Origin of the sequence: uncultured Maricaulis sp., from assembly GCF_905480005.1 — a bacterium.
Taxonomy (GTDB): Bacteria; Pseudomonadota; Alphaproteobacteria; order Caulobacterales; family Maricaulaceae; genus Maricaulis.
Genome location: NZ_CAJQOO010000088.1, coordinates 1 through 22662, shown reverse-complemented (window position 1 = coordinate 22662; position 22662 = coordinate 1). Strand labels below are relative to the sequence as shown.

26 protein-coding genes are annotated in these 22662 nt (G+C 63.0%); 18 read left to right on the top strand and 8 right to left on the bottom strand.

From position 1 onward, the window contains the following. Nucleotides 1-378: zinc-binding dehydrogenase (locus tag QZ266_RS08640; protein ID WP_295694007.1), on the top strand; the 378-nt coding region annotated here is incomplete at its 5' end. Nucleotides 379-419: 41 nt separating this feature from the next. Continuing rightward, the gene (locus QZ266_RS08635; RefSeq protein WP_367178225.1) at nt 420-1088 is read left to right on the top strand and encodes a nitroreductase family protein; all 669 of its coding nucleotides are present in this window, start codon (nt 420-422) and stop codon (nt 1086-1088) included. 276 nt (nt 1089-1364) lie between these two features. On the opposite strand, the gene QZ266_RS08630 is transcribed toward QZ266_RS08635, so the two are convergent. The 3 genes from QZ266_RS08630 to QZ266_RS08620 all read right to left on the bottom strand — a co-directional run bounded on the left by QZ266_RS08630 (nt 1365) and on the right by QZ266_RS08620 (nt 5468). Then, complete coding sequence (locus QZ266_RS08630) at nt 1365-3107, bottom strand: alpha/beta fold hydrolase (RefSeq protein ID WP_295694002.1); 1743 nt, start codon at nt 3105-3107, stop codon at nt 1365-1367. Nucleotides 3108-3436: 329 nt separating this feature from the next. Continuing rightward, nucleotides 3437-3640, bottom strand: a complete 204-nt coding sequence (locus QZ266_RS08625) for a superinfection immunity protein (RefSeq protein ID WP_295694000.1) — start codon at nt 3638-3640, stop codon at nt 3437-3439. Nucleotides 3641-3830: 190 nt separating this feature from the next. Then, complete coding sequence (locus QZ266_RS08620; RefSeq protein ID WP_295693998.1) at nt 3831-5468, bottom strand: long-chain-fatty-acid--CoA ligase; 1638 nt, start codon at nt 5466-5468, stop codon at nt 3831-3833. A 164-nt stretch (nt 5469-5632) separates the two neighbouring features. Here QZ266_RS08620 and QZ266_RS08615 point away from each other — a divergent pair, with 164 nt between their 5' ends. Beyond that, nucleotides 5633-6622, top strand: coding sequence for a threonine/serine dehydratase (locus tag QZ266_RS08615; protein WP_295693995.1), 990 nt, complete (start codon nt 5633-5635; stop codon nt 6620-6622). A 163-nt stretch (nt 6623-6785) separates the two neighbouring features. Next, on the top strand, nt 6786-7232 hold the full coding sequence (locus QZ266_RS08610; protein WP_295693992.1) for an XRE family transcriptional regulator: 447 nt from the start codon (nt 6786-6788) through the stop codon (nt 7230-7232). A 58-nt stretch (nt 7233-7290) separates the two neighbouring features. Here the strand turns inward: QZ266_RS08610 and QZ266_RS08605 are convergent, their stop codons facing one another. Then, complete coding sequence (locus tag QZ266_RS08605; RefSeq protein WP_295693990.1) at nt 7291-9351, bottom strand: lytic transglycosylase domain-containing protein; 2061 nt, start codon at nt 9349-9351, stop codon at nt 7291-7293. A 145-nt stretch (nt 9352-9496) separates the two neighbouring features. Here QZ266_RS08605 and dapA point away from each other — a divergent pair, with 145 nt between their 5' ends. Next, entirely contained in the window at nt 9497-10378 is an 882-nt protein-coding gene (gene dapA / locus QZ266_RS08600) for a 4-hydroxy-tetrahydrodipicolinate synthase (RefSeq protein WP_295693988.1), read from the top strand. An 11-nt stretch (nt 10379-10389) separates the two neighbouring features. Continuing rightward, nucleotides 10390-10860, top strand: coding sequence for an SsrA-binding protein SmpB (gene smpB, locus QZ266_RS08595; protein ID WP_295693983.1), 471 nt, complete (start codon nt 10390-10392; stop codon nt 10858-10860). A gap of 4 nt (nt 10861-10864) precedes the next feature. On the opposite strand, the gene QZ266_RS08590 is transcribed toward smpB, so the two are convergent. After that, a complete protein-coding gene (locus QZ266_RS08590) occupies nt 10865-11872 on the bottom strand; it encodes a GlxA family transcriptional regulator (RefSeq protein WP_295693980.1) in 1008 nt (335 codons plus the stop codon). 74 nt (nt 11873-11946) lie between these two features. On the opposite strand from QZ266_RS08590, the gene QZ266_RS08585 reads away from it, so the two are divergent. Then, nucleotides 11947-12159, top strand: coding sequence for a glutathione S-transferase (locus QZ266_RS08585; protein ID WP_295693977.1), 213 nt, complete (start codon nt 11947-11949; stop codon nt 12157-12159). 61 nt (nt 12160-12220) lie between these two features. Here QZ266_RS08585 and QZ266_RS08580 read toward each other — a convergent pair whose 3' ends face one another. Together QZ266_RS08580 and QZ266_RS08575 are read right to left on the bottom strand one after the other, a co-directional pair. Further along, entirely contained in the window at nt 12221-12883 is a 663-nt protein-coding gene (locus tag QZ266_RS08580; protein WP_295693976.1) for a uracil-DNA glycosylase, read from the bottom strand. After that, a complete protein-coding gene (locus QZ266_RS08575; RefSeq protein WP_295693973.1) occupies nt 12880-13419 on the bottom strand; it encodes an NYN domain-containing protein in 540 nt (179 codons plus the stop codon). The genes QZ266_RS08580 and QZ266_RS08575 overlap by 4 nt, the downstream gene beginning before the upstream one ends. Nucleotides 13420-13449: 30 nt before the next feature. Between QZ266_RS08575 and folK the strand changes: the two genes are divergently transcribed. From folK to QZ266_RS08525, 10 genes are all read left to right on the top strand, one after another. Beyond that, nucleotides 13450-14016, top strand: a complete 567-nt coding sequence (folK, locus tag QZ266_RS08570) for a 2-amino-4-hydroxy-6-hydroxymethyldihydropteridine diphosphokinase (protein ID WP_295693970.1) — start codon at nt 13450-13452, stop codon at nt 14014-14016. A gap of 48 nt (nt 14017-14064) precedes the next feature. Further along, nucleotides 14065-14436, top strand: a complete 372-nt coding sequence (gene rpoZ, locus QZ266_RS08565; protein WP_295693967.1) for a DNA-directed RNA polymerase subunit omega — start codon at nt 14065-14067, stop codon at nt 14434-14436. A 6-nt stretch (nt 14437-14442) separates the two neighbouring features. Further along, complete coding sequence (locus QZ266_RS08560; RefSeq protein WP_295693964.1) at nt 14443-16674, top strand: bifunctional (p)ppGpp synthetase/guanosine-3',5'-bis(diphosphate) 3'-pyrophosphohydrolase; 2232 nt, start codon at nt 14443-14445, stop codon at nt 16672-16674. Next, on the top strand, nt 16671-17255 hold the full coding sequence (gene pyrE, locus QZ266_RS08555) for an orotate phosphoribosyltransferase (protein WP_295693960.1): 585 nt from the start codon (nt 16671-16673) through the stop codon (nt 17253-17255). The genes QZ266_RS08560 and pyrE overlap by 4 nt, the downstream gene beginning before the upstream one ends. Continuing rightward, entirely contained in the window at nt 17252-17992 is a 741-nt protein-coding gene (locus tag QZ266_RS08550; protein WP_295693958.1) for a pyridoxine 5'-phosphate synthase, read from the top strand. The genes pyrE and QZ266_RS08550 overlap by 4 nt, the downstream gene beginning before the upstream one ends. After that, nucleotides 17989-18417, top strand: coding sequence for a holo-ACP synthase (gene acpS / locus QZ266_RS08545; RefSeq protein WP_295693954.1), 429 nt, complete (start codon nt 17989-17991; stop codon nt 18415-18417). Before QZ266_RS08550 ends, acpS begins: the two co-directional genes overlap by 4 nt. Then, nucleotides 18410-19096 carry a ribonuclease III gene (rnc, locus tag QZ266_RS08540; RefSeq protein WP_295693951.1) on the top strand — a complete coding sequence of 229 codons (687 nt, stop codon included), beginning with the start codon at nt 18410-18412 and terminating at the stop codon, nt 19094-19096. The genes acpS and rnc overlap by 8 nt, the downstream gene beginning before the upstream one ends. Next, nucleotides 19089-20033, top strand: a complete 945-nt coding sequence (era, locus tag QZ266_RS08535; protein WP_295693949.1) for a GTPase Era — start codon at nt 19089-19091, stop codon at nt 20031-20033. The genes rnc and era overlap by 8 nt, the downstream gene beginning before the upstream one ends. Nucleotides 20034-20186: 153 nt before the next feature. After that, the gene (gene recO / locus QZ266_RS08530) at nt 20187-20915 is read left to right on the top strand and encodes a DNA repair protein RecO (RefSeq protein ID WP_295693947.1); all 729 of its coding nucleotides are present in this window, start codon (nt 20187-20189) and stop codon (nt 20913-20915) included. After that, entirely contained in the window at nt 20915-21247 is a 333-nt protein-coding gene (locus QZ266_RS08525; RefSeq protein ID WP_295693945.1) for a hypothetical protein, read from the top strand. Before recO ends, QZ266_RS08525 begins: the two co-directional genes overlap by 1 nt. Before the next feature lie 180 nt (nt 21248-21427). Here QZ266_RS08525 and QZ266_RS08520 read toward each other — a convergent pair whose 3' ends face one another. Further along, entirely contained in the window at nt 21428-21808 is a 381-nt protein-coding gene (locus QZ266_RS08520; RefSeq protein ID WP_295693943.1) for a hypothetical protein, read from the bottom strand. A gap of 180 nt (nt 21809-21988) precedes the next feature. Between QZ266_RS08520 and QZ266_RS08515 the strand changes: the two genes are divergently transcribed. Then, the coding region (locus QZ266_RS08515) for a DNA gyrase subunit A (RefSeq protein ID WP_295693941.1) at nt 21989-22662 on the top strand (674 nt) is incomplete at its 3' end.

Sequence of the window (22662 nt, the reverse complement as noted above, 5' to 3'; positions counted from 1 at the left end):
AAGGAGAAGATCGAGGATGTGGCCAAGGAACTCGGCATGACCGAGGGCTTTGATGTCGGCCTGGAAATGTCCGGCGCCCCGCAAGCCTTCGGCGCGATGCTCCAGAACATGGTGATGGGCGGCAAGGTCGCCATGCTCGGTCTGCCGTCAAAACCGATCGAGGTCGATTTCGGCCAGCTCGTGCTCAAGGCGATCACGCTGAAGGGCATTTACGGCCGCGAGATGTTCGAGACCTGGTACAAGATGATCGCCATGCTCGAGAGCGGTCTCGACGTCTCGCGCATCATCACCCACCGCTACAAGGCGGACGAATTCCAGAAGGGTTTTGACGCCATGCGCGCCGGCAAGTCCGGCAAGGTGGTTCTGGACTGGGATTGATTTGTTTCACCTCACTTGGACCGGGGAGGGTCCTGATGGGAATGGAAAAACGCGTACCGCTTGAAAACTATATCGAGTACCCGCAAGCCGAGATGCGCGATCGGGTCAGCCGTTTCACGCAGAATTTGCTCCGCCGTCGCACGGTGCGGGACTATTCGGACAAGCCGGTCGAGCGGGCGGTGATCGAACAGGCGATCATCGCGGCCGGGTCGGCGCCGTCGGGTGCCAATCACCAGCCTTGGCATTTCGTGGTCCTGACCGACGCCGAAAAGCGTCGGGCGTTGCGTGAGGCGGCCGAGGCCGAGGAAGCGGCCTTCTACAGTGGCAAGGCGCCGCAGGAATGGCTCGACGCGCTGGCGCCTCTGGGCACTGATGCCAGCAAGCCCTTCCTCGAGCACGCTCCGGTCCTGATCGCCGTCTTCGCCCAGAAGCGCGGCGGCGAGGAAATCGGCCAGGACAAGAAGAATTACTATATTCACGAGAGCGTCGGCATTGCCTGCGGCTTTCTGCTCGCTGCCCTGCACGAGGCCGGTCTGGTCACGCTGACCCACACGCCCAATCCGATGCGTTTCCTCAACGAAGTCTGCGAACGCCCGGCCGGGGAAAAACCCTATATGCTGATTGTCGGCGGCTATCCGGCCGAGGATGCGACCGTGCCGGAGCATGCTCTGGTCAAGAAGTCGCTGGACGAGATCTCGACCTGGCTTTGAGGGCTGAAAAAAATAGGGCCACACACCATTTATCTCGCCGCAAATAGGCGGGAACACGTACCGTTTACACGCGCGCCCTGCGCGGACCCACCCATATATCCCATGTCGGCCAGCGGGCCGTATCCGGTTCTTGAGGTCAAGGGCGGCGCAGCCGCCGCTTCGCGGTTCCACCCTTGAGCTCAAGAACCGGATACGGCGAACTCCCGGCAAGGGAATTATGGCGCAACAGGCGCAGTGTGCGCCTGTCCTGACGCCGCCCTGACGTCCTGTTGCGGATCAGTTCACGAAACGCACTGCGATCCAGCCCGAGATCAGGTCCAGCGCGTGCGGGGCGAAGGTTTCCTCGATCTCGGCATACTCGGCAATGGTGCCGGTCTGCGCCGTCTGGAACATGTGGTTGAGACCCTCCAGCTCCAGCACCGTGACGTCGGGATTGCCGGACAGGCCAGCTTCCAACCCGGCCAGATTGGGGCCGGGGAGAACCTGAAGGTCCAGCGAACCATTCACAGCCAGGACGGGCTGATCCACCCGCGACAGATAATCCGCCGGATCGTGCTGCAGGAAAGTTCGCTGCCAGGCCCGGACATTCTGGCTGACAAGCAGTTCGCGTTGAGCCGGAGCCGCACCGAGCAGGGCGAGGGTCTCGTCGGTAAACAGGGCGTTCAGGGCCGACCGGGCTGCCTCTTCATCCGCTGCGGCGCTCACCGTACCGGTGATTTGCGGGATCAGGCGTGCCAGCACGTCCAGCTCTTCCTCGCTGCGACCACCGGCGCGGGCTGCGGCCAGCGACTGGTCCAGAATGATCTGCTCGCCGGTCGTGCCCGGGCCGGCCAGCAGGACCAGGAATGCGATGGCGTCATTGGCGGCGGCGACAATGGGTGCGATCAGCCCGCCTTCGCTGTGTCCGATCAGTCCGATCGCCGAGGTGTCGATCTCCGGTCTTGCCTCGAGCCAGGCCAGCGCGGCTTCAGTGTCGGAGGCGAAGTCCAGCGAGGTCGAGGCGGCAAAATCGCCGGTCGATTCCGCGAAGCCGCGATCATCATAGCGCAGTACGGCGATGCCATTGCGCGTGAGATGATCAGCCAGAACGGCGAAGGGACGATGGGTCCACACGGTCTCGTCGCGATCCTGCGGGCCGGATCCGGAAATCAGGATGGCGGCCGGGAAGGGGCCGTCTCCAGCCGGGATGGTCAGCGTGCCGGCCAGGGTCACACCCTCGGCCTCGGAATTGTCGAAGCGGACCGTCTCGACGGTGTAGGGAAAGGGGCCGGTTGGCTCTTGAGGCCGGTTGGGTCCGGTGACGACCGCGGCCGTGCGTTGAAAGCCGACCTCGGCATCGGGGAATCCCGGTCGGTTCCACTGACCGCTCATTGCATCGCCGTCGGCGCTCAGCCTGCCGCGATAGGTCACATTGGCCGCCGGAACGCGAAAACCGATCATCTCGCCATCGCGGGCAAAATCCGTGACCGGGATGCCATAGGCAGCCTGGGTGACCGAATCGAGCGTGACCTGCGTGCCATCTTCGCCGGTTTCGACATTGAGCGTGAATGCCAGTTCGGTCTCGCCGCGTGTCAGCATGCCCTCCCAGACGCCATCCATGCCTTCAACAACCGAAATCTCGACGGCTTCGGGGCGGGCGAAGGCCAGCGGAAAGGCCATGCCCTGGCTGAATTCGCCTTCATAGCGCTGGGTCTGCGCATTCCATTGCCCGCTATAGGACGCGCCCATTGCGGCGATGGCGAAGCGCATCGTGTCGGCATCGATCGCAAATTCGCTCATCGGTATCTTCTGTCCGGGCGCCTGGTCGAGGCTTTCCAGTTCGCCGCGATAGCTGCCATCGGCTTGCTCGCTCGCGGTGACCAGCAGGCGCAGTTCGCCGCCGGGCGTTGCCAGGACGCCAAGCCAGTCGCCGGATGGCGTGGCGGTGGCGCTGTCATCGGCCGAGGCCTGGGTGATCGTCATCACGAGCGCGATCAGAAGGCCCGTCAGCCAGGGGGAGATGTGTCGGAAAGCGTGCATATTGCCCTCTGGGTCTTGGCCAGCCGGGGGTGTTCACCTGTTCAGGGCGTCGGGCTGGCAGGGGTGGATGTGTGGGCGCGTCGGTCGGGGGGACGAGATGGCCCGGTTACACATCGACAATTAGCTAATGATCGAAATGAGGTCAAGCGTTATTTTGACGTTTATCTAAATGACAGGCTTGACCCAAACAAAAAGCGCCCGGATCGTTGGGGGGGATCCGGGCGCAGCATTGTCCGGTTTGGGGCCGGTTGGGGTAGGCGCGTTTGCCTGGCTGACCGTTGGGGTGTGAGGCTTGGGCGGTCAGCCCGAAAGCAGGGTCTGGGGAACCCTTAGGCCCGCACGCGCCGGCGGATTGCTGTGAAGGACCAGATGAAGGCCACGATCCAGCCGATGAAGGTCCAGCCCAACAACAAATTGGTCAGGAAGATCGCGAACGTATTGTCGTGGCCACGCAGGAGGCCGATCAGGGTCGGCAGGAAGTAGGCCAGCAGGCCAATCACCGCGACTTCACCACCCATAACGTAAACCTCCATTGTCCTGTCTCCTTCGCCCTCATCAGGGCTTATCGAATTTCGATATGAATGTAGGAGGGGTTGCGGAAGCGCACAAGGGAGGGAGAGGGGGGATTAAGCCGATTTAAGTCCCGTGTCAGATGGCGGACATGAAAAAGCCCCGGCCAGACAGCCGGGGCTTGATCAACAGGCAGGCTGAAAGCGCCCAGGCCTAGACTGTCGGGAATTCGTAATCCTTGTAGATTTCCCGCAGCTTGGTCTTGAGGATCTTGCCGGTGGCACCGATCGGCATCTCATCGATGAATTCGACGGCGTCCGGCAGCCACCATTTCGGCACTTCACCCCGCAGATACTCGATGATCGAGGCGGCATCCGGTTCGGCGCCTTCCTTCAGCTGGACAACCATGAGCGGTCGTTCCTGCCATTTCGGATGCGGCATTCCGACGGCTGCGGCCATGGCGACCGAGGGATGGCCCATGGCGGCATTTTCCAGGTCGATCGACGAGATCCATTCGCCACCGGTCTTGATGACATCCTTGGACCGGTCGGTGATGGTCATGAAGCCATTGCCGTCCAGATGGGCCACATCGCCGGTCTGGAACCATCCATCCTCGGTGAAGCTCTCGGCACCGGCGCCGCGATAATAACCCGAGGCGATCCACGGACCGCGGACCTGGACATGGCCGGAGGACTTCCCGTCCCAGGGCAGTTCCTTGCCTTCATCATCGACAATGCGCATGCCGACGCCGAAGACCAGACGGCCCTGTTTCAGCTTGATCTTGATGATCTCCTCGCGGTCGAGGCCGTCATGTTTCGGCAGGAGCGAATTAACCGTGCCCAGCGGGCTCATCTCGGTCATGCCCCAGCCTTGCTGCATGGTCACGCCATACTTGTCCTCATAGGCGCGCAGCAGGGCTTCCGGCAGGGCCGAGCCCCCGATCAGCACGCGCTCGACGGAGTCGATGCGCTTGCCTTCGGTTTCAAGATAGTTGAGCAGGCCCAGCCAGACAGTCGGGACGCCGGCGACATAGCTGACGGTCTCGCTCTCGATCAGCTCGTGAATGCTGGCACCATCCATCTGGGCGCCCGGCATCACAAGCTTGGCGCCATTCATCGGCGCGGCATAGGGAATGCCCCAGGCATTGACGTGGAACATCGGCACAACCGGCAAAAGCGTACCGCGTGCGCCGACACCGATCACGTCGGCGGACGCACTGGCCATCGCGTGAAGCACGCTGGACCGGTGTGAGTAGAGCACGCCTTTCGGGTCGCCCGTGGTGCCGGAGGTGTAGCAAAGTCCTGCCGCGGCATACTCGTCGAAAACCGGCCAGTCGAAATCGGCCGGATACTCGGCGATCAGCTCTTCATAGCTCTTGCACTTGGTCTGGACGCCGTCGAGATGGGTCTTGTCGGTCATCAACACCCAGTTCTTGACCGATTTGCAGGCCTTCGAGATGGCATCGATGAGCGGCGCGAACTGCTTGTCGAAGAACACTGTCTTCGACTGTGCGTGATCGAGCATCCAGATCAATTGCTTCGGGTCGAGCCGCGGATTGACCGTGTGAACGACCCCGCCCACGCCGGAGATGGCGTAGTAGAGCTCGAAATGGCGGTGCGAATTCCAGGCGATCGTGGCGACTCGATCACCTTCGCGGACCTTGAGCTTTTTCTGCAGGGCATTGGCCAGCTGCTTGGTACGCTCGTGGGTCTGGGCGTAATTCTGTCGATGGATCTGACCGCTTTCCGGCAGCCGCGTCACGATCTCCTGATCGCCATGGCATTTTGCCGCGTGGACCAGAATGTCCGAAATCATCAACGGACAGTCCATCATGTGTGCGCGCAAAGTCATGTTCTTCCCCTGAATATCAACCGTTGCTTCGTGTTTGTGTTTTGCCAATCAAACGGTCTATCGCTCGACGGCGCAATCCCTTTGCTCAATCGATTTGAATTGCTTATGCGTTTTTTCAAGGTGCGGCGCCCATCCGTGTCCTGTTCAGCCAAGGAGCAATGCCCGTGACCCAGCCCGACTCCCTGCCGTCTCATGCGGATATTCTGGATGCGGCCCGACGGTTGAAAGGCCATGCGGTGCGGACGCCGCTTTTGCGCAATGACCAGCTCGATGCCCGCACGGGGGCGCGGATTTTCGTCAAGGCGGAATGCCTTCAGCGCACGGGTTCCTTCAAGTTTCGCGGCGCCTTTAACCGGATCTCCCGCCTTGATGATGCGGAGCGGGCTCGCGGCATCCTGGCCTATTCCTCCGGTAATCACGCCCAGGGCGTGGCCGCTGCGGCGCGCCTCAACGGCACGACCGCCAAAATCCTGATGCCGGCTGATGCTCCGCGATCCAAGGTCGCCGGGGTTGAGTTCTGGGGTGGCGAGGTGGTCAGCTATGACCGTGGCACTGAAAGCCGGGAAGCCATGGGCCAGGCGATCGCCGCGGCGGAAGGCCGAATTCTGGTCCCGCCTTATGAAGACCCTTATGTCATTGCCGGTCAGGGGACGGCGGGTCTCGAGGCCGCAGAGCAAATGCAGGCGATCGGTCAGCGCCCTGATCTGGTTGTGTGCTGTGCCGGCGGCGGCGGCCTGATTGCGGGTGTCGGGCTGGCCATGCGGCAGGCCTTTGACGAGGTCGGCATTTGGGCCGCCGAACCGGAAGGTTTCGACGATCACCGGCGGTCATTGGCGAGCGGTCAACGCGAAACGAATGAGCGGCTGACCGGGTCGATCTGTGACGCCATCATCACGCCGACGCCGGGCGCGCTCACCTGGGCGCTCAACGCGACCCAGCTGACGGGGGGCGCAGCGGTGAGTGATGACGAAGCTCTCGACGCCATGCTTGATGCCTGGCGTCACCTCAAAGTCGTGGTCGAGCCCGGTGGGGCGGCAGCCCTGGCGGCGGTGCTCTCCGGCAAGATCGATGTGGCGGGCAAGACTGTCTGTGTCCTGGCGACCGGTGGCAATGTCGATCCGGCCGTTTTCCAGCGGGCTCTTGAACGGGCCTGAACAGGCCTGAACGGGTGGTCGACGGTCTTGTGGCGGTGTGTTGGCGTGCCGATGGCGGGCGTCTGGCGTGGCGTTGGCAGCGGTGATCGGGTGTCTGGGGCGAACCAACGGTCTGCCCCGCATCGGTCGGGCGTCCGACGCACCAGGCAAACAGGAGAACACAATGAGCTTCAAGGTCGACGCGGCAAAGATCAAACGCTGGCGTGAGGAACGTCAGTGGTCGCAGGAACATCTCGCCGATCTGGCAGGCATCGGGCTGCGCACGATCCAGCGCGTCGAGACTGGCGAGACGGCATCGCGCGACACGCTGATGGCCCTGGCCGCCGCATTCAATGTCGACACCATGGCGCTGTGTATCGATCCGGAGACCGAGGCCACGGATCGGCTGCGCGAGAAAAACCGGCGTGCGCGGGCTGGCATCCTCCTGTCCTTCTGGATCCATCTGGCGAGCTATGTGCTCGGCATGGTCGTTTTCATCGGAATCGGGCTGGGCCTGGGCAATGTCGGTGAGATGGCGTGGCCCGCGATCTGGTGGACGGTGGGAATCGTCGCGCATGGCGCGACCACCGCCATCATTCACGCCGTGACGCATTACTCCGAGCAACTCTAGCCGATCATGGGCGGGGCTCTGGAGCCCCGCCATTGATCCGGCGGCCGGCTGCTGTGGCCTAGTCGTCCGGATCGACCATGATGCGGACAGGGGCCGTGCCCCGCAGCATGTCATCCTCGATGAGGAGCGGGACGGCTGCGTCATCATTCAGGCGTGAGCGATAGACCTGCAGGTTTTCCACCACGCGCTGGACGTAATTGCGGGTTTCCGAGAAGGGAATGCTCTCGACCCAATCGATCGGATCAACATCCGGGTCACGCGGATCGCCGTAATCCCGGATCCAGCGATTGGCCCGGTGACCGCCGGCGTTATAGGCTGCCAGCGCGATCACATAGGAGCCGTCATAATCATCCACGACTTCCGCCAGATGGTGCATGGCCAGAAGCAGGTTGTAGTCGAGATCATCCGTCAGCCAGTTGAAGCGATATTGTTCGCCCAGATCACGGGCCGTCGCGCGGGCTGTCGCCGGCATCAGCTGCATCATGCCGCGAGCACCGGCACCGGACACGGCATGCTGACCGAATTCGGTTTCCTGGCGAATGATGGAGTGAACCAGGGCGTCTTCCGGGCGCTGCGCGCGTACATTTGTCTGTGGTGGCAGTGTGATGGTCGGGTAGGCGCTCTGCGGCAGGATTATGCCGCGCAGACGGGCGGCCTTTGCGGCCCGCACGGACTGGCGAAGGAAAAGATAATTGCTGGCCAGGCGCGAGAGCAGGACCGCTTCCTGCGGGTCGGTCAGCTGATCGTCGAGCCGATAGCTGAACAGGCGGAAATAGTATTCCTCATCCTGCTCGGCGAGGAGACGCATCGCCCGAACGAGCGGGCGGGCCTCGAAACGGACGATGGCATCCTCGGTCGGTTCCGGATCGCGTTCCAGCGCAAGCTGTCCCGATGCGTCCGGCAGCTGGGTCAGGGCCAGCTGACCGTAATAGGCGGTGGAGTGCTGGCCTGCTGCCGCATAGCTCGCAGCGGCCTCTTCCGGGCGCCCCAGGGCGTCCAGGGCGCGGGCCATCCAATAGGCGCCGCGTGACTGGCTTACCGGTGTTGAGACATTGGCGTGCAGACGCGTGAAATGGGCGAGGGATTCCTCCGCCCGATCAAGATGAACCAGGGCCAGCCAGCCAGCCATGAACTCGGCATCCGCAAAGTCGGCCCCGCTGGACATGCCGTGCGCGCGGGCGAGCTGATAAGCGGTGTCATAGTCCTGATCGCGGATCAGGGTGAGGATCATCAATTTGCGCTCGGTCCACATCAATTCCAGCGCTGTCACATCGGTGTGGCTGTCCGGCAATTGAAGCAGCAGGGGCAGCGTGCTGTCGCGCAAGCCCGAGCGACGGCGCCAGCGCGCCCGCTCGAAGACAAGGCCCGGATCGTTCGACAGGCTCGCCGGAATGCGATTGACCGCGCGGTCAACACCACTCTGCCGCCCGGCAAGACGCAGGCGTGCATCGGCGAGATCGCGATTATTGCCGCTCAGGAGCGGCAGGACGCGGCGAGCCAGCGTGCGCTGGTTGGACCAGATCAGATAGTCGATCCGGGCCATGTGGTCATCTTCGGTGAAGAGGTCGCTATGGCGCTGATATGTGTCGCTCTGGACGGCCGAGGGCAGGCGGCCGGAGCGCCAGGTCTCGCGCAGCAAATTTTCGCCTTCGATATTCCGGCCCACCGCGATGAGCGCTTCGGCAAAGCTGACCCGGCCGCGTCCGGTGGTCGGCGGATTCTCTTCGAACCAGCTGACAATGAAGGGCGGGGTGAGGCCGGAGCCATCAATCTTCGACTGCGCTTCCGAGCGGATGAAGCTGTCGCGTGGCCAGTTGTCCAGCTCGCTCAGGGCAAGGTCGAGTTCGAGGAAGCTGGCGCGGGCGTCATTGAGCGCGATGCGCCACAGCAGGATGTCGCGGGCGGCGGTGTCGGTCAGCTCGAGGCGGAGCGCGCGCACGCGGTCCCATTCCTCATCATCGGCAGCGTCGAGACCTTCTCGAAAACGCTCGAAATCAGCGTCGGAGAGATATTGCGAAAAATTGTGTGGCTCCGGTCGGATACGGGGCGTCGGGATTTGCGCCTCCGCCGGAACGGAAACGGCTAGTAACACAAGCGCGGCGAAGCAACGTGCGATCATGGCAAACGGAACACTCTTGGATCGACTGGGATGGCCATCATCACAGCAAATCCGCGGGCCTGTCCAGACTTGACAAGAACACTTGGCCGTGTGCTGCGCGGTCGATATGGTCGCGCGCTGATTTGGCCGTATCCGGGAATGAAACATGTTCAAAGGGTCCATCACTGCACTCGTCACCCCATTCAAGAACGGGGCCGTGGACGAGAAGGCCGTCATCGCCCTGACAGAGCGTCAGATTGCGGCTGGCACGCATGGCCTTGTGCCGTGCGGAACGACAGGTGAGAGCGCGACCCTGACCTTTGCCGAACACATGCGTGTGGTCGAGATCGTCACCGAGGTCGCCGGCGGACAAGTGCCTGTGATTGCCGGAACCGGCTCGAACAGCACGGCGGTCGCGATCGAGAACCAGCGCCGCGCAAGTGATTTGGGTGTCGATGCGGGGCTCGTGGTCGCGCCCTATTACAACAAGCCCAATCCGGAAGGTCTCTATCAGCACTTCAAGGCGATCCATGACGCCGTCGAGCTGCCGATCATTGTCTACAACGTGCCGGGACGAACCGTCATCGATATCGACGCCGAGACCGTTGCCCGGATCGCGACGCTGGAGCGTGTGGTCGGGATCAAGGACGCGACGGGCGATATGGCGCGTATATCCCGGCACCGCGCGCTGATCGATAGTGATTTCGCACAGTTATCGGGCGATGACCCGTCAGCGCTTGGCTTCAATGCCACCGGCGGTGTCGGCGCAATCTCGGTCACCTCGAATGTGGCGCCGGCCTTGTGTGCACAATTCCAGGACGCCACATTGTCGGGAGACTGGGACACGGCACGGGAGCTGAATGATCGCCTGATGCCGCTGCACCATGCCCTGTTCACCTCGTCCAGCCCCGGGCCGACCAAATACGCCATGTCGGTTCTGGGTGTCACAAATACCGAAATGCGCCTGCCGCTGACCGAGCCGAACGAGGCTTCCAACGCTGCGGTCCGGGCTGCACTCGTCCATGCCGGCCTGCTCGATCAGGCCTGATAGAAAGCGCCATGAGTAAACCCAAGACAGAGTTCGGTGCCGTCGCCGTCAACCGGCGCGCCCGGTATGATTACGAGATCGAGGAGACGTTCGAAGCCGGCCTGATGCTGATGGGTTCGGAAGTCAAATCCCTGCGCGAGGGGCGTGCCAATATCGCGGAAAGCTATGTCAGCCCCGAACGTGAGGGCCTGTGGCTGATCAATGCTGATATTCCGCCCTATGCCCCGGCCAATCGCTTCAATCACGAGCCGCGGCGCCACCGCAAACTGCTCCTGAAAAAGAAGGAAATCGCCAAACTGTCCGGTGCGGCGAGCCAGCAGGGGCGGACAATTGTCGCCTTGCGCCTCTATTTCAACGGGCGCGGCCTGGCCAAGCTTCAGATCGGTCTGGCCAAGGGCAAGAAGACGGTCGACAAGCGCCAGACGATCAAGGATCGCGAGTGGAACAAGCAGAAGTCGCGTCTGATGAAGAATTTCGGCTAGGCGGTCACAGGCTGTCCGCCATCTCCACCGCAAAGCGTTCGCGATAAGCTTGCGGTGTCACACCGAGGAGCCGCGCGAAGGATCGCCGCATGCGCTCATCATTGCCGAAGCCGGTCTGCCCGGCGACGGTCTTGATCGAGACATTGGGGTTTTCCAGCATGGCGCGGGCGGCATCGACCCGGAATTGCTCGACCGCGCGGGCCGGGGTCAGGCCGGTATCGTCTGTGTAGAGGCGGGCGAAGTTTCGCGGGCTCATGCCGGAACGTTCAGCCAGCGCCTCGACTTTCAGGTCGGCGGTGAGATTGTCCTTCATCCAGAAATGCAGGGCGTCGAAACGCCCGGTGGCCGATCTCTTCTGCTGCTTCAGCGCCTCGGAGAATTGCGACTGCCCGCCCGGGCGTTTCACATAGACCAGGAGCGAACGCGCCAGCTCGAGCGCCAGATCGCGCCCGTGATCCCGTTCGACCATGGCCAGGGCGAGGTCGATACCCGCGGTCACGCCGGCGGATGTCCACACCCGGCCATCCTCGATGAAGATCGGGTCCGCATCGACCTCTGTGTCCGGGCATTCGTCCGCAAGCTGGTCGCAATAGCGCCAATGCGTCACCGCACGCTTTTCCGACAGCAGGCCGGCCGCGCCCAAAAGGAAGGCGCCGGTGCAGGTTGAAGCGATGCGCCCGGCCTTGCTTGCGGCGCGCTGGATCGCCTGCACGAGGCGCAGGTCGCGGCAGGCCGGGAAGACGCCCAGGCCGCCGGCAATCATCAGCGTGTCATCCTCGTCCAGCCCGATCCCCGCCAGCCGGCGTGTATTCAGGAGAACACCGGCATCGGTCTCGACCGGGCCGCCGTAATAGGAGGCGATCGGCGTGGAATAGGCAGTGCGCCCGAGAAAGGTATTGGCATCCGCGAACACCTGGAGCGGGCCGGTAATGTCGAGCAGCTTCACATCCGGAAAGGTGACAAAAGTGACGCAGCGGTCGATTTGTTCGGGCTTGGCAGAAAAAGGGAGCATATGGTCATTCATGCCATTGATGGGCCGGGATATCCAGCGGGAACGCGGAGAAACACAGAAACAGGGTTAATGCCATGAGACTAGTGCTGGAAGATGTCATCAATGAGACGTGTCCCTGGTCCGGCAAGCCGGTCGCCGCGACATCCCTCACACGCTATCGCGGCGCGGCGGTCGGATTTTGCAATCCGGGCTGTCGGGACAAGTTCGACGCGGCGGTCGACATGTTCGAGTCCCGCCTGGCCGCGACCCCTCCAAACCTGCCAGATGCTGACGCTTCTGAGGGGTAGGGTGGTCCGTATTCTCGCCTGTCAGGCGAGTTCCCGTTAACTATAAACACCCGGCAGGATTTCAGGGTCGGGTGGCGAGCCAGTCCCGGATGTCGGCAAAGACGGCGTCGAACATGGCTTCGGTCAGGCGGCCCGTATTCGTGTTGTAACGCGAGCAATGATAGCTGTCGAAGAGCCGGATCGGCCCATTGGGGCCGGGCAGGTCGGCGGTCGCGGCATGCCCGAATTTGGCGGTCTTCAGCGGCAGGCCCAGCGCCCGCAATGTATTGTCATGGGAGATCTTGCCCAGGCAGAGCACGGCCTCCAGCTTCGGCATGGCCGCGATCCGGCTGGTCAGGAAGGGGCGGCAGGCATTGGCCTCGGCACCGACGGGCTTGTTCTCCGGTGGCACGCAGCGCACCGCATTGGTGATCATGGTATCAACCAGCTCGACGCCGTCAGCGGCGTGACTGGCATACCGGCCGCGGGAAAATCCGAAACGGTTCAGCGTCGCGTAGAGGAGGTCGCCGGCCCAGTCGCCCGTGAAGGGGCGGCCGGTCCTGTTGGCACCGCGCAGGCCTGGTGCCAGTCCGATGATGAGGAGACGCGCTTGGTCGGTGCCGAATGACTCCACCGGTGCGTTGTGCCAGTCGGGGTGGTCGATTGCGGTCGCTTGCCGGAAGGCCACGAGGCGTGGGCAGAGCGGGCAATCCAGTGGCGCTTCAGGCGGGATGCTCCGGCTCACGCGCTGCCTCCGCCCCGGCCGATCATCGCCTTGAGGTCGTCCAGTTCAATGAAGGCGTCGGCCTCCCGGCGCAGATCGTCGGAGATCATGGACGGGTTGGTCTTCAACGAGGAGACGACGGAGATGCGCGCCCCCTTGGCACGGGCTGCCGCGAGCGCGTAGCGGAAATCGCCATCGCCGGAGAAGACGATGATGTGATCGAGATAGGTCGCGGCCTCGAGCAGGTCGACGGCCAGCTCGATATCCATATCGCCCTTGATCCGGCGGCGACCATGTTCGTCGGTATATTCCTTGGCCGGCTTCGTGATCACCGAGAAGCCGTTATAGTCGAGCCAGTCGACCAGGGGGCGCAGCGGATTATAGTCTTCATGCTCGAGCAGGGCGGTGTAGTAATTGGCCCGGATCAGCTTGCCGCGCTTGCGGAATTCCTCGAGAAGGCGTCTGAAGTCGATATCGAAATCGAGCGCCTTGGTGGTGGAAAAGAGATTGGCTCCGTCGATGAAGAGCCCGATCCGTTCATCCGGATAAAAAGCCATGGCAATAACTTTCAAATAGCGATGCGGAATATGTCGATGCAATCTGGTCCGATCTATATCGCGCTCGGGGCCAACCTTCCACTGGGCCTGTGTAGCCCGCGCGAGACACTGGTGCGGGCCCGCACGGCTCTCGACGATGCGGGGCTGGCGCTGGTTGCGGCATCCTCGGACTGGCACAGCCCGGCCTGGCCGGATCCGAGCGATCCGCCCTATGTAAATGCCGTCGTGGAAGTGGCGTCCGGGCAATCGGCGCAGACGATCCTGGACCGTTTGCACGCCATCGAGGCCGAGTTTGGCCGCGAGCGGAGCATCCGCAATGCGCCGCGTCCGCTGGACCTCGATCTGATCGACTGCCGCGGCGAGCAGAGTGAGGGGGCAGGCGGGCTTGTCATCCCCCATCCCAGGGCGACCGCGCGGGCCTTCGTGCTGCTGCCCTTGGCCGAGATTGCACCGGATTGGCGGGACCCTTCGAGTGGGCGCGGCATTGCTGATTTGATCGCGGCATTGCCGCAGGCGGATCGCAGCGCAACATATGCACTGCAAGAGGGCGGGAAACTCTCACCCGACAGCCTTGCTTTTGCAGGGCGAGGGGATTAGGTAACGCGGTTCCAAAACCTCTAGCGCTGGTTCAAGGAGATCGCGCGCATGGCTCGCGTCACCGTCGAAGACTGCATTGAAAAAATTCCCAATCGTTTCCGTCTGGTTCTGATGGCGGCGCATCGCGCTCGCAACATCTCGGCCGGTTCCGAGCTGACGATTGATCGCGACAACGACAAGAATCCCGTCGTTGCGCTCCGCGAGATCGCGGACGAGACGCTCGACATGGACGCGCTCAAGGACAGCCTCGTGAACGGTCTGCAGCGCGTGCTGCCGAGCGAAGACGAGGAAGATGCCGCCCGCGAGGAACGCTCTCCGCAGTTTGAAGCCCTGCCGGCCCCGCCGGTCGAGCTCGACGAGGCGGAAATGCTCAAGGCGCTTCAGAACGACCGGGACGGCGCGCCTGACGGCCGCCTCTAACGCGTCTTGACCCCCGGCGCGACGTCACCAGAACTGGCATCGCCGCCGCCCGCCATACCCAGCGCGGACGAGCTGATAGCGCGTATCCGCCGGTATTTTCCCAAAGTCGATGCCGACTTCGTTCGGCGTGCCTATGACTTTGCGGAAGAAGCGCACCGGCCACAGCGCCGCCAGTCGGGTGAACCCTATTTCGCGCATGTCGCCCAGGTCGCGGTGATCCTGGCGGAATTGCGCATGGATGTGGCCACGGTCTGTACCGGCCTGCTCCATGACACGGTCGAGGACACGCCGGCGACGCTGGAAGACCTGACCGAGGCTTTCTCCGAAGAAGTTGCGGGCCTGGTCGACGGGGTCACGAAGCTTGGCCAGATGGAATTGCGTTCCAAGCGCACCAAACAGGCCGAAAACCTCCAGAAACTCGTCGTCGCCATTTCGGCCGATGTCCGCGTGCTGATCGTCAAACTGTGCGACCGCCTGCACAATATGCGCACGCTGGACGCCATCTCCCGGCAGGACAAGCGGGAGCGGATCGCACTCGAGACGCTGGAAATCTATGCCCCCCTGGCGCGTCGGATCGGGATCAACCGGGTCTGTGTCGAGCTGGAAGACCTGGCCTTCGAACATCTCAATTCTGCCGCTCATGAATCGATCAATACGCGATTGAAGCGCCTGCGTGAGCAGCATGCCGATGAAGTCTCGTCAGTCTCTGCCGCGATGACGGACAGTCTCGCCGAGGCCGGCATTGACGGGCGGATTTTCGGGCGCGAGAAGCGGCCCTATTCGATCTGGCGCAAGCTGGAGCGCAAGGGGCTGACCTTCGAGGAAATCGCCGACATCTATGCCTTCCGCCTGATCGTCGACACACCCGATGATTGCTATCGGGCGCTCGGGGTCATCCACCAGGCCTGGCGCTGTGTGCCGGAGCGCTTCCGCGATTTCATCTCCCTGCCCAAGCCGAATAATTACCGCTCCCTGCACACCACGGTGATGGGACCGAAGAATGTTCGGGTCGAGCTGCAGATCCGGACCGAAGCGATGGAAGCGGTCGCGGAAAGCGGCGTGGCGGCGCACTGGCGATACAAGAATTCCACCTATACCTATGACCCGGCAGCCGCGGAGGCCGCCGGTGGCGATCCGCTGGAACGCCTGCGCCCCTTCCTGGAAATCCTCAATCAGGGTGGCGATCCGGAAGAATTTCTCGAGCACGCCAAGCTCGAGATGTTTGCTGACCAGGTCTATTGCTTCACGCCCAAGGGCGATCTCATCTCCCTGCCGGTCGGCGCGACGCCACTGGATTTTGCCTATGCCGTCCATACCGAGCTTGGCCACACCACCGTTGCCGCCAAGATCAATGGTCGCGAGCGCCCGCTGCGCACCCGCCTGCATAATGGTGATGTCGTCGCCATCGTGAAGGGCGGCGTACGCCAGCCGCCGGCAGGCTGGGAAAATCTCGCCGTCACCGGCCGGGCGCGGGCCGCGATCCGCCGCCTGATCCGCGAGAGCGAGCGCGACGAATTCCACCGTATCGGCAAGATCATGGCCGAGCATGCCTTCCGCCGCGAGGGCCGGACCCTGATCGAGGATGATCTCAAGGACGCCCTGTCCCGTCTGGAGGTCAAGAACATCCACGAATTATACGAGACACTCGGGCGCGGTCGCATCACCTCCGGTGACCTGCTCAATGCCGCTTTCCCGGGTCGCCTCGACGAGCGCGAGGACACGACCAGCCGTGACCTGATCCAGGACTCCAAGGCGCGCCTCTATGTGCGCGGCCGGGGCCTGACCCAGGGCGTGACGCTGCACTTCGCGGAATGCTGTTCGCCTTTGCCCGGCGACCGGATTATCGGTCTTCTGCGCAAGGACAAGGGTATTGAGATCCACACCATTGATTGCGAACGCCTCGCCCAGCACGAGGAAGGCGCGATGGATGAGTGGCTCGATCTCGCCTGGACGGCGGAAGCCGAGGGCAATGCCGTCTCGATGGCCCGGATCAATGCCGTCATGCACAATGAGCCTGGCGCCCTGGCCGAGATCGCCATGACGGTGTCGGAAAATCGCGGCAATATCGCCAGCGTGACGACCCGCAACCGGGCCGCGGACTTCTTCGACATGGAATTTGATGTCGAAGTGTTCGATACCCGCCATCTGGCAAATATTCTGGCCGCTGTGCGCATGTGCGAGACGGTTGTCTCTGCCGACCGGGCGCGCGCGGAAGTCGAGGAGATCAAGGAAGAATGACCCGCGAAGAAGTCCTGGCCGAATTTCGTGCCGCCGGTGCCCTGCTCGAGGGCCATTTCATCCTGTCATCGGGCTTGCGCAGCGCGGTCTTCCTCCAGAAGGCCCGGGTCTTCTCCGAGCCGGAGCGGACCGAGCGCCTGTGCAAGGCGCTGGCGACCAAGGTCCGCGCCGAGCTGGGCGACGCCCCGACGGTAATCGTCTCGCCGGCCGTCGGCGGGATTGTGCCGGGCTATGAAATGGCCCGTCAGATGGGCCTCAAGGGCCTCTATGTCGAGCGCGAGAATGGCGAGTTCACCCTGCGTCGCGGCTTTGAGCTGACCAAGGATGACAAGGTCCTCGTGGTCGAGGACATCGTCTCGACCGGCCTGTCTTCGCGTGAATGCATCGAGGCCATCAACAAGACCGGCGCCACGGTGATCGCCGAGGCCTGTCTGGTGGACCGCTCAGGCGGCGAGGCCGATGTCGGCGTGCCGCTGATCGCCCTGACGGAATACAAGGTGCCGGCCTATCCGGCCGATCAATTGCCGCCGGAACTGGAAGCCATACCGGCCATCAAGCCCGGGAGTCGGGGTCTGGCATGAGCATTCGTCTCGGCGTCAATATCGACCATGTGGCCACCATCCGGAATGCCCGCGGCGGCGAGCATCCCGATCCGGTGCGTGCGGCGCGTCAGGCCTCGGAGGCGGGTGCCGAGGGCATCACCGCGCATCTGCGCGAAGACCGGCGTCATATCACCGACGGTGATATCGACCGGCTGATGGCCGAGATCGACCTGCCGCTGAATCTGGAAATGGCGGCAACGCCGGAAATGCTCGACATCGCCCTGCGCCACAAGCCGCATGCGGTCTGCCTGGTGCCGGAAAAGCGCGAGGAACGCACCACTGAGGGCGGGCTCGATGTCGCTGCCGGTCACAACACGATCGCGCCCTATGTCCGTCAGCTCGGCGAGGCCGGCTGCCGCGTCTCGCTCTTCATCGAGCCCGACCCGGTCCAGATCGCCGTCGCCGAAGCCATGGGCGCCGCTGTCGTGGAACTTCACACCGGCGCCTATTGCGAGGCTTTCCTCGCGGGCGACAAGGCCAAGCTCGACCATCATCTTAAACGCCTGCAGGCGGCGTCCACGATCGCTCATGAGCGGGGTCTGGAAGTCCATGCCGGTCACGGCCTGACCTATGACACCGTCAAAGCCATCGCCGCCATCCCCGAAGTGATCGAGCTCAATATCGGCCATTTCCTGATCGGTGAGGCGATCTTCCGGGGTTTGCGCGAGGCGGTGGGAACGATGCGCGGGCTGATCGAAGAGGCGCGGGCTGCATGATCATCGGCCTCGGTTCCGACCTGATGGATATCCGCCGTATCGAGAACTCGATCGAGCGCTTTGGTGATCGCTTCATCCAGCGTGTCTTCACCGAGATCGAACAGGCCAAGTCCGACAAGCGGCGCATGCGGGCGGCCAGCTATGCCAAGCGCTTTGCGGCCAAGGAGGCTGGCGCCAAGGCATTGGGCACCGGGATTGCGCGCGGTGTGTCCTGGAAAGAGATCGGCGTGGTCAATCTGCCCGGCGGCAAGCCGACGCTGGAATTCAGGGGCCGGGCCCTGGAGCGCGCGCTGGCCCTGACCCCGCACGGGCATGAGCCCTTCGCCCATATCACCATCACGGATGACCACCCCTGGGCGCAGGCCTTTGTCGTGCTCGAAGCCCGGCCACTGGGCCATCATCTCGACGGGCTCGCCCATGGCTGATCCGATTGCCCGGCTGGAAACGCGGATCGGCTATGTCTTCACTGACAAGAGCCTGATCGAACGCGCCCTGACCCATGGCAGTTTTGCCGAGGGCCGCCGCCCCATTCCGACCTATGAACGCCTGGAATTCCTCGGCGACCGCGTGCTCGGCCTGATGACGGCGGAAGCCCTGTTCAAGGCCTTCGACAAGGCGGATGAGGGCGCGCTGGCACCGCGCCTCAATTCCATGGTGCGCAAGGAAACCTGCGCCGATGTCGCCCGCGAGGTCGATCTCGGCGCGGCCCTGAGGATCGGCAAGTCCGAGGAGAAGGGCGGCGGTCGCAACAAGACTTCCATCCTCGGCGATGCCTGCGAGTCCCTGATGGCCGCGATCTATATTGATGGCGGCCGGGCGGCCGTGCAGGTCTTCTTTGACCATCATTGGGGGCCGCGCATCGATGCGCTCAAGACCAAGCCCGCCGACGCCAAATCGGCGCTGCAGGAATGGGCTGCCAGGGTCGGTTTCGGCGCGCCGCGCTATACCCTCACCGAACGCTCCGGACCGGACCACAAACCGGTCTTTACCGTTGAAGTCACTCTTTCATCTCTCACGCCCGCTGTGGGCGAGGGCGGTTCCAAGCAGGCAGCCGAACGGGCCGCCGCGGAAGCGCTCCTGAAACGCGAAGGACAGCATGTCTGACACTCCCCAACGCTGCGGTTTTGCCGCGGTCATCGGTTCGCCCAATGCCGGCAAGTCCACCCTTGTGAACGCGCTGGTCGGCGAGAAGGTCACCATCGTCACCCACAAGGTGCAGACGACCCGTTTTGCCGTGCGCGGCGTGGCCCTGGCTGACCAGACCCAGATCGTGCTCGTCGACACGCCCGGCGTCTTCGCGCCCAAGACGCGCCTCGACAAGTCGATGGTCGCGGCGGCCTGGTCCGGTGCCGGCGAGGCTGACACCATCATGCATGTCGTCGATGCCGGCGCCCGCGCCCGGATGGAGCACGGCGGTGCCAAGAGCGGCGACAGCCGCATGGTCGAGGATGATGACCGCGTCACCGAGGGCCTGAAGAAGACCGAACAGAAAGCCATCCTCGTCCTCAACAAGGTCGACTTGATGCCGCGCGACCAGCTTCTGGCCATGTCGCAGGAATTGTTCGAGAGCGGCGTCTATTCCGAGGTCTTCATGATCTCGGCCAAGACCGGATCGGGCGTGCCGCAGCTTCGGGAATTCATTGCCGGCCTGATGCCGGAGGGTGTCTGGCATTATCCCGCCGACCAGGTCGCCGATCTGCCGGCCCGCATCCTCGCTGCCGAGATCACCCGCGAGAAAGTCTATCTGCGCCTGCACGAAGAGCTGCCCTACGCCTCGATGGTCGAGACCGAGGTCTGGAAGAAGCTGCGCGATGGCTCACTGCGCGTCGAACAATCCATCATCGTTGAGCGCGAAACCCAAAAACCCATCGTGCTGGGCAAGGGCGGCAGCGCGGTCAAATCGATCGGCGAAGCCTCCCGCAAGGAGCTGGAAGAGGTGCTGGGCTGCAAGGTCCATCTCTTCCTCAATGTGAAAGTCGACGCCAAATGGATGGCGCGGCGCTCGCACTACAAGGATGTGGGTCTGGATTTTGATGTTTAGGGCTCACGCTGATCCCCCCTCATCCGCGCTGCGCGCACCTTCTCCCCGGGGAGAAGGAAGACGGTCCCTCTCCCATGGGAGAGGGTGGCCCGCAGGGCCGGGTGAGGGGGAAATCCCGGTGCCCCCGGCACAAGACTCACATACAACCACACCATGGAATGGCGTGATCAGGGCATAGTTCTGGCGGTTCGGCCGCATGGCGAGACCTCCGCAATCGTCGAGGTCTTGACGGCGGAGCAGGGGCGTCATGCCGGGCTGGTGCGCGGGGCGCGTTCGCGCTCCATGCGACCCATCCTGCAGCCGGGTAACCAGATCACTGTCAATTGGCGTGCCCGCCTGTCGGAGCATTTGGGCATGTTCCAGATCGAGGCCGATGATCTCACCGCCGGCATGGTGATGGAGGACCGCACCGCGCTGGCCGGCCTCAATGCCGCCTGCGCGATTGCCGTCATGGCGCTGCCGGAACGCGAAGCCCATCCGCGCGTCCATCAGGGTTTCCTGCTCCTCCTCAAGGCCTTCGACAACCCCGACATCTGGCCGGCGCTCTATGTGCGCTGGGAGGCGGGGCTCCTGTCCGACCTGGGCTATGGGCTCGACATGTCGGCCTGTGCCGTCACCGGCGTGACCGAGGACCTCACCCATATCTCGCCGCGCACCGGTCGCGCCGTTTGCCGCGAGGAGGCCGCGCCCTACGCGCCCAAACTCCTCGAACTCCCGCACTTCATGGCCGGGTCCGGCAAGATCGAAGAGGGCGATATCGCCCGCGGCCTGGCCCTGACCGGCTATTTCCTGGAACGCCGCGTCCTGTGGCCGATCGACAAGCAATTGCCCGAAGCGCGCGGGCGCTTGATGGCGGAGCTGGAGCGGGTGGGGCGGTTGTGATGGCAGTGAAATGGACCCGCCTTCCATACACGCCTGACCTTGTCCTGTTTGAGACAGGCGTCGGATGTGTTTCGCTTGATCCTCCGAACATCGCATCCAAGCTCGGCATGTCGTGTGATTCCGGGCACGATGAGCTTGATCATTTTCAGGTTCTGGTTTTGGAAAGCGATGGTGTGCGGATTGGCTTTCTTCGTCACAGAGGAACGCCTCGATTGGAATTCAGCACGGTCTGCGACCTGGGGGGTAGCGCTGGCAACGGGATTGAAGAACGCCTGGCGAGTGTTTTGCCGGAACTCGCCCAATCTTTCGTGGGCTATCCAGAGCGTTGGTGAACGCAATGGAGTCTTGCTTTTTGTCTGTTCTCCGGTACATTGTCCTAGTATCCGATGAGGTGGGAACAGCCACCCCACACACCCGAAAGGGTAGAGGCTTCGAGCCGAGAGATCGCGGTTGGCAACGCGCTCGGATATACATCGGGTCGCGCAGTGCGCGGCCCTTTTTCTGTTTCCATTTCAGGTGATCCATAGATGGCCGGCGGCGCGATACCGTTGGATATCTGCGTCCGAGACGGTGTAGGCACTACGCAGATTATAGGTCCCGTGCTTGTTGAGCCGGATCCCGATGGCGACAAGGACAGAACTGTCCAGGCTCGGGACATTGCGGACGAGATAGAAATTGTCTGCATTGCCGGGCTTTTGCCCGATGTATCCCGGGTCTTCGATCACGAGGCCAAGGTTGGGGATGACGAGGTTGTAGTCATCAGGATGATCGACAGCGACATGGCGATGGGCGGCCTTGCTCGCCCAGACGTCTGCGTCGACAAGCTCGGTTCCTAATCGCCGATTGATTGCCTGGGTTTTCAGGAGACCGATGCGGATTGCCTTATATCTCATCGATTTCCCGGAGCGGTGGTCCATTGGACTGGCAGAGTATACCTTCAGGTTGTGTATAACAACTATTGCGCGAGTCCCTAGCCCTTGCCCATTCCCCACAGCTAATCCTGCGTCCGGCCCCTGCGCAGCTCGCTAGCCCTGCCTATACTGGGACAAACACGAATCAGTCAGGTGGGCTTCATGGGCGATCATTTTGATCCCGACGGCGGGCATATCATCGAGGAGACGTTCAACGAGGCGCTGTCGCGGCGATATCTCGCCTATGCGCTCTCGACGATCACCCAGCGGGCCTTGCCCGATGCCCGCGACGGTCTGAAGCCTGTCCACCGGCGTCTCTTGTATGCCATGCGCGAGCTGAAGCTGAACCCGGATCAGGCGTTCAAGAAATCGGCCCGTGTCGTCGGCGACGTGATCGGTAAATACCATCCGCATGGCGACCAGTCGGTCTATGAGGCGCTGGTCCGTCTGGCCCAGGATTTCGCCTCGCGCTATCCGCTGGTCGAGGGACAGGGCAATTTCGGCAATATCGACGGTGATGGCGCGGCCGCCATGCGTTACACCGAGGCCCGTCTGACCAAGGCTGCGGAACTGCTGCTGCAGGATATCGACCAGGGCACGGTCGATTTCGAGGAGACCTATGACGGCTCCGAGCGTGAACCGCTGGTCTTGCCCGGCGCTTTCCCCAATCTTCTGGCCAATGGCTCGACGGGCATTGCCGTCGGCATGGCGACATCCGTCCCGCCGCACAATGTCGCCGAGATCTGCGCCGCCGCCCTGGCGCTGATCGACAATCCGGAGACCGAAACCGAAGCCCTGCTCAAGCATATCAAGGGACCGGACCTGCCGACCGGCGG

Coding starts and splice junctions, on each gene's coding strand:
- QZ266_RS08520 (WP_295693943.1), bottom strand. CDS start 21,808: ATGAGATATAAGGCAATCCGCATCGGTCTCCTGAAAACCCAGGCAATC.
- era (WP_295693949.1), top strand. CDS start 19,089: ATGTCTGACACTCCCCAACGCTGCGGTTTTGCCGCGGTCATCGGTTCG.
- QZ266_RS08635 (WP_367178225.1), top strand. CDS start 420: ATGGAAAAACGCGTACCGCTTGAAAACTATATCGAGTACCCGCAAGCC.
- rpoZ (WP_295693967.1), top strand. CDS start 14,065: ATGGCTCGCGTCACCGTCGAAGACTGCATTGAAAAAATTCCCAATCGT.
- QZ266_RS08630 (WP_295694002.1), bottom strand. CDS start 3,107: ATGCACGCTTTCCGACACATCTCCCCCTGGCTGACGGGCCTTCTGATC.
- folK (WP_295693970.1), top strand. CDS start 13,450: ATGTCGATGCAATCTGGTCCGATCTATATCGCGCTCGGGGCCAACCTT.
- QZ266_RS08575 (WP_295693973.1), bottom strand. CDS start 13,419: ATGGCTTTTTATCCGGATGAACGGATCGGGCTCTTCATCGACGGAGCC.
- QZ266_RS08625 (WP_295694000.1), bottom strand. CDS start 3,640: ATGGAGGTTTACGTTATGGGTGGTGAAGTCGCGGTGATTGGCCTGCTG.
- QZ266_RS08525 (WP_295693945.1), top strand. CDS start 20,915: ATGGCAGTGAAATGGACCCGCCTTCCATACACGCCTGACCTTGTCCTG.
- rnc (WP_295693951.1), top strand. CDS start 18,410: ATGGCTGATCCGATTGCCCGGCTGGAAACGCGGATCGGCTATGTCTTC.
- QZ266_RS08620 (WP_295693998.1), bottom strand. CDS start 5,468: ATGACTTTGCGCGCACACATGATGGACTGTCCGTTGATGATTTCGGAC.
- QZ266_RS08605 (WP_295693990.1), bottom strand. CDS start 9,351: ATGATCGCACGTTGCTTCGCCGCGCTTGTGTTACTAGCCGTTTCCGTT.
- acpS (WP_295693954.1), top strand. CDS start 17,989: ATGATCATCGGCCTCGGTTCCGACCTGATGGATATCCGCCGTATCGAG.
- dapA (WP_295693988.1), top strand. CDS start 9,497: ATGTTCAAAGGGTCCATCACTGCACTCGTCACCCCATTCAAGAACGGG.
- QZ266_RS08610 (WP_295693992.1), top strand. CDS start 6,786: ATGAGCTTCAAGGTCGACGCGGCAAAGATCAAACGCTGGCGTGAGGAA.
- QZ266_RS08550 (WP_295693958.1), top strand. CDS start 17,252: ATGAGCATTCGTCTCGGCGTCAATATCGACCATGTGGCCACCATCCGG.
- QZ266_RS08585 (WP_295693977.1), top strand. CDS start 11,947: ATGAGACTAGTGCTGGAAGATGTCATCAATGAGACGTGTCCCTGGTCC.
- QZ266_RS08590 (WP_295693980.1), bottom strand. CDS start 11,872: ATGCTCCCTTTTTCTGCCAAGCCCGAACAAATCGACCGCTGCGTCACT.
- pyrE (WP_295693960.1), top strand. CDS start 16,671: ATGACCCGCGAAGAAGTCCTGGCCGAATTTCGTGCCGCCGGTGCCCTG.
- recO (WP_295693947.1), top strand. CDS start 20,187: ATGGAATGGCGTGATCAGGGCATAGTTCTGGCGGTTCGGCCGCATGGC.
- smpB (WP_295693983.1), top strand. CDS start 10,390: ATGAGTAAACCCAAGACAGAGTTCGGTGCCGTCGCCGTCAACCGGCGC.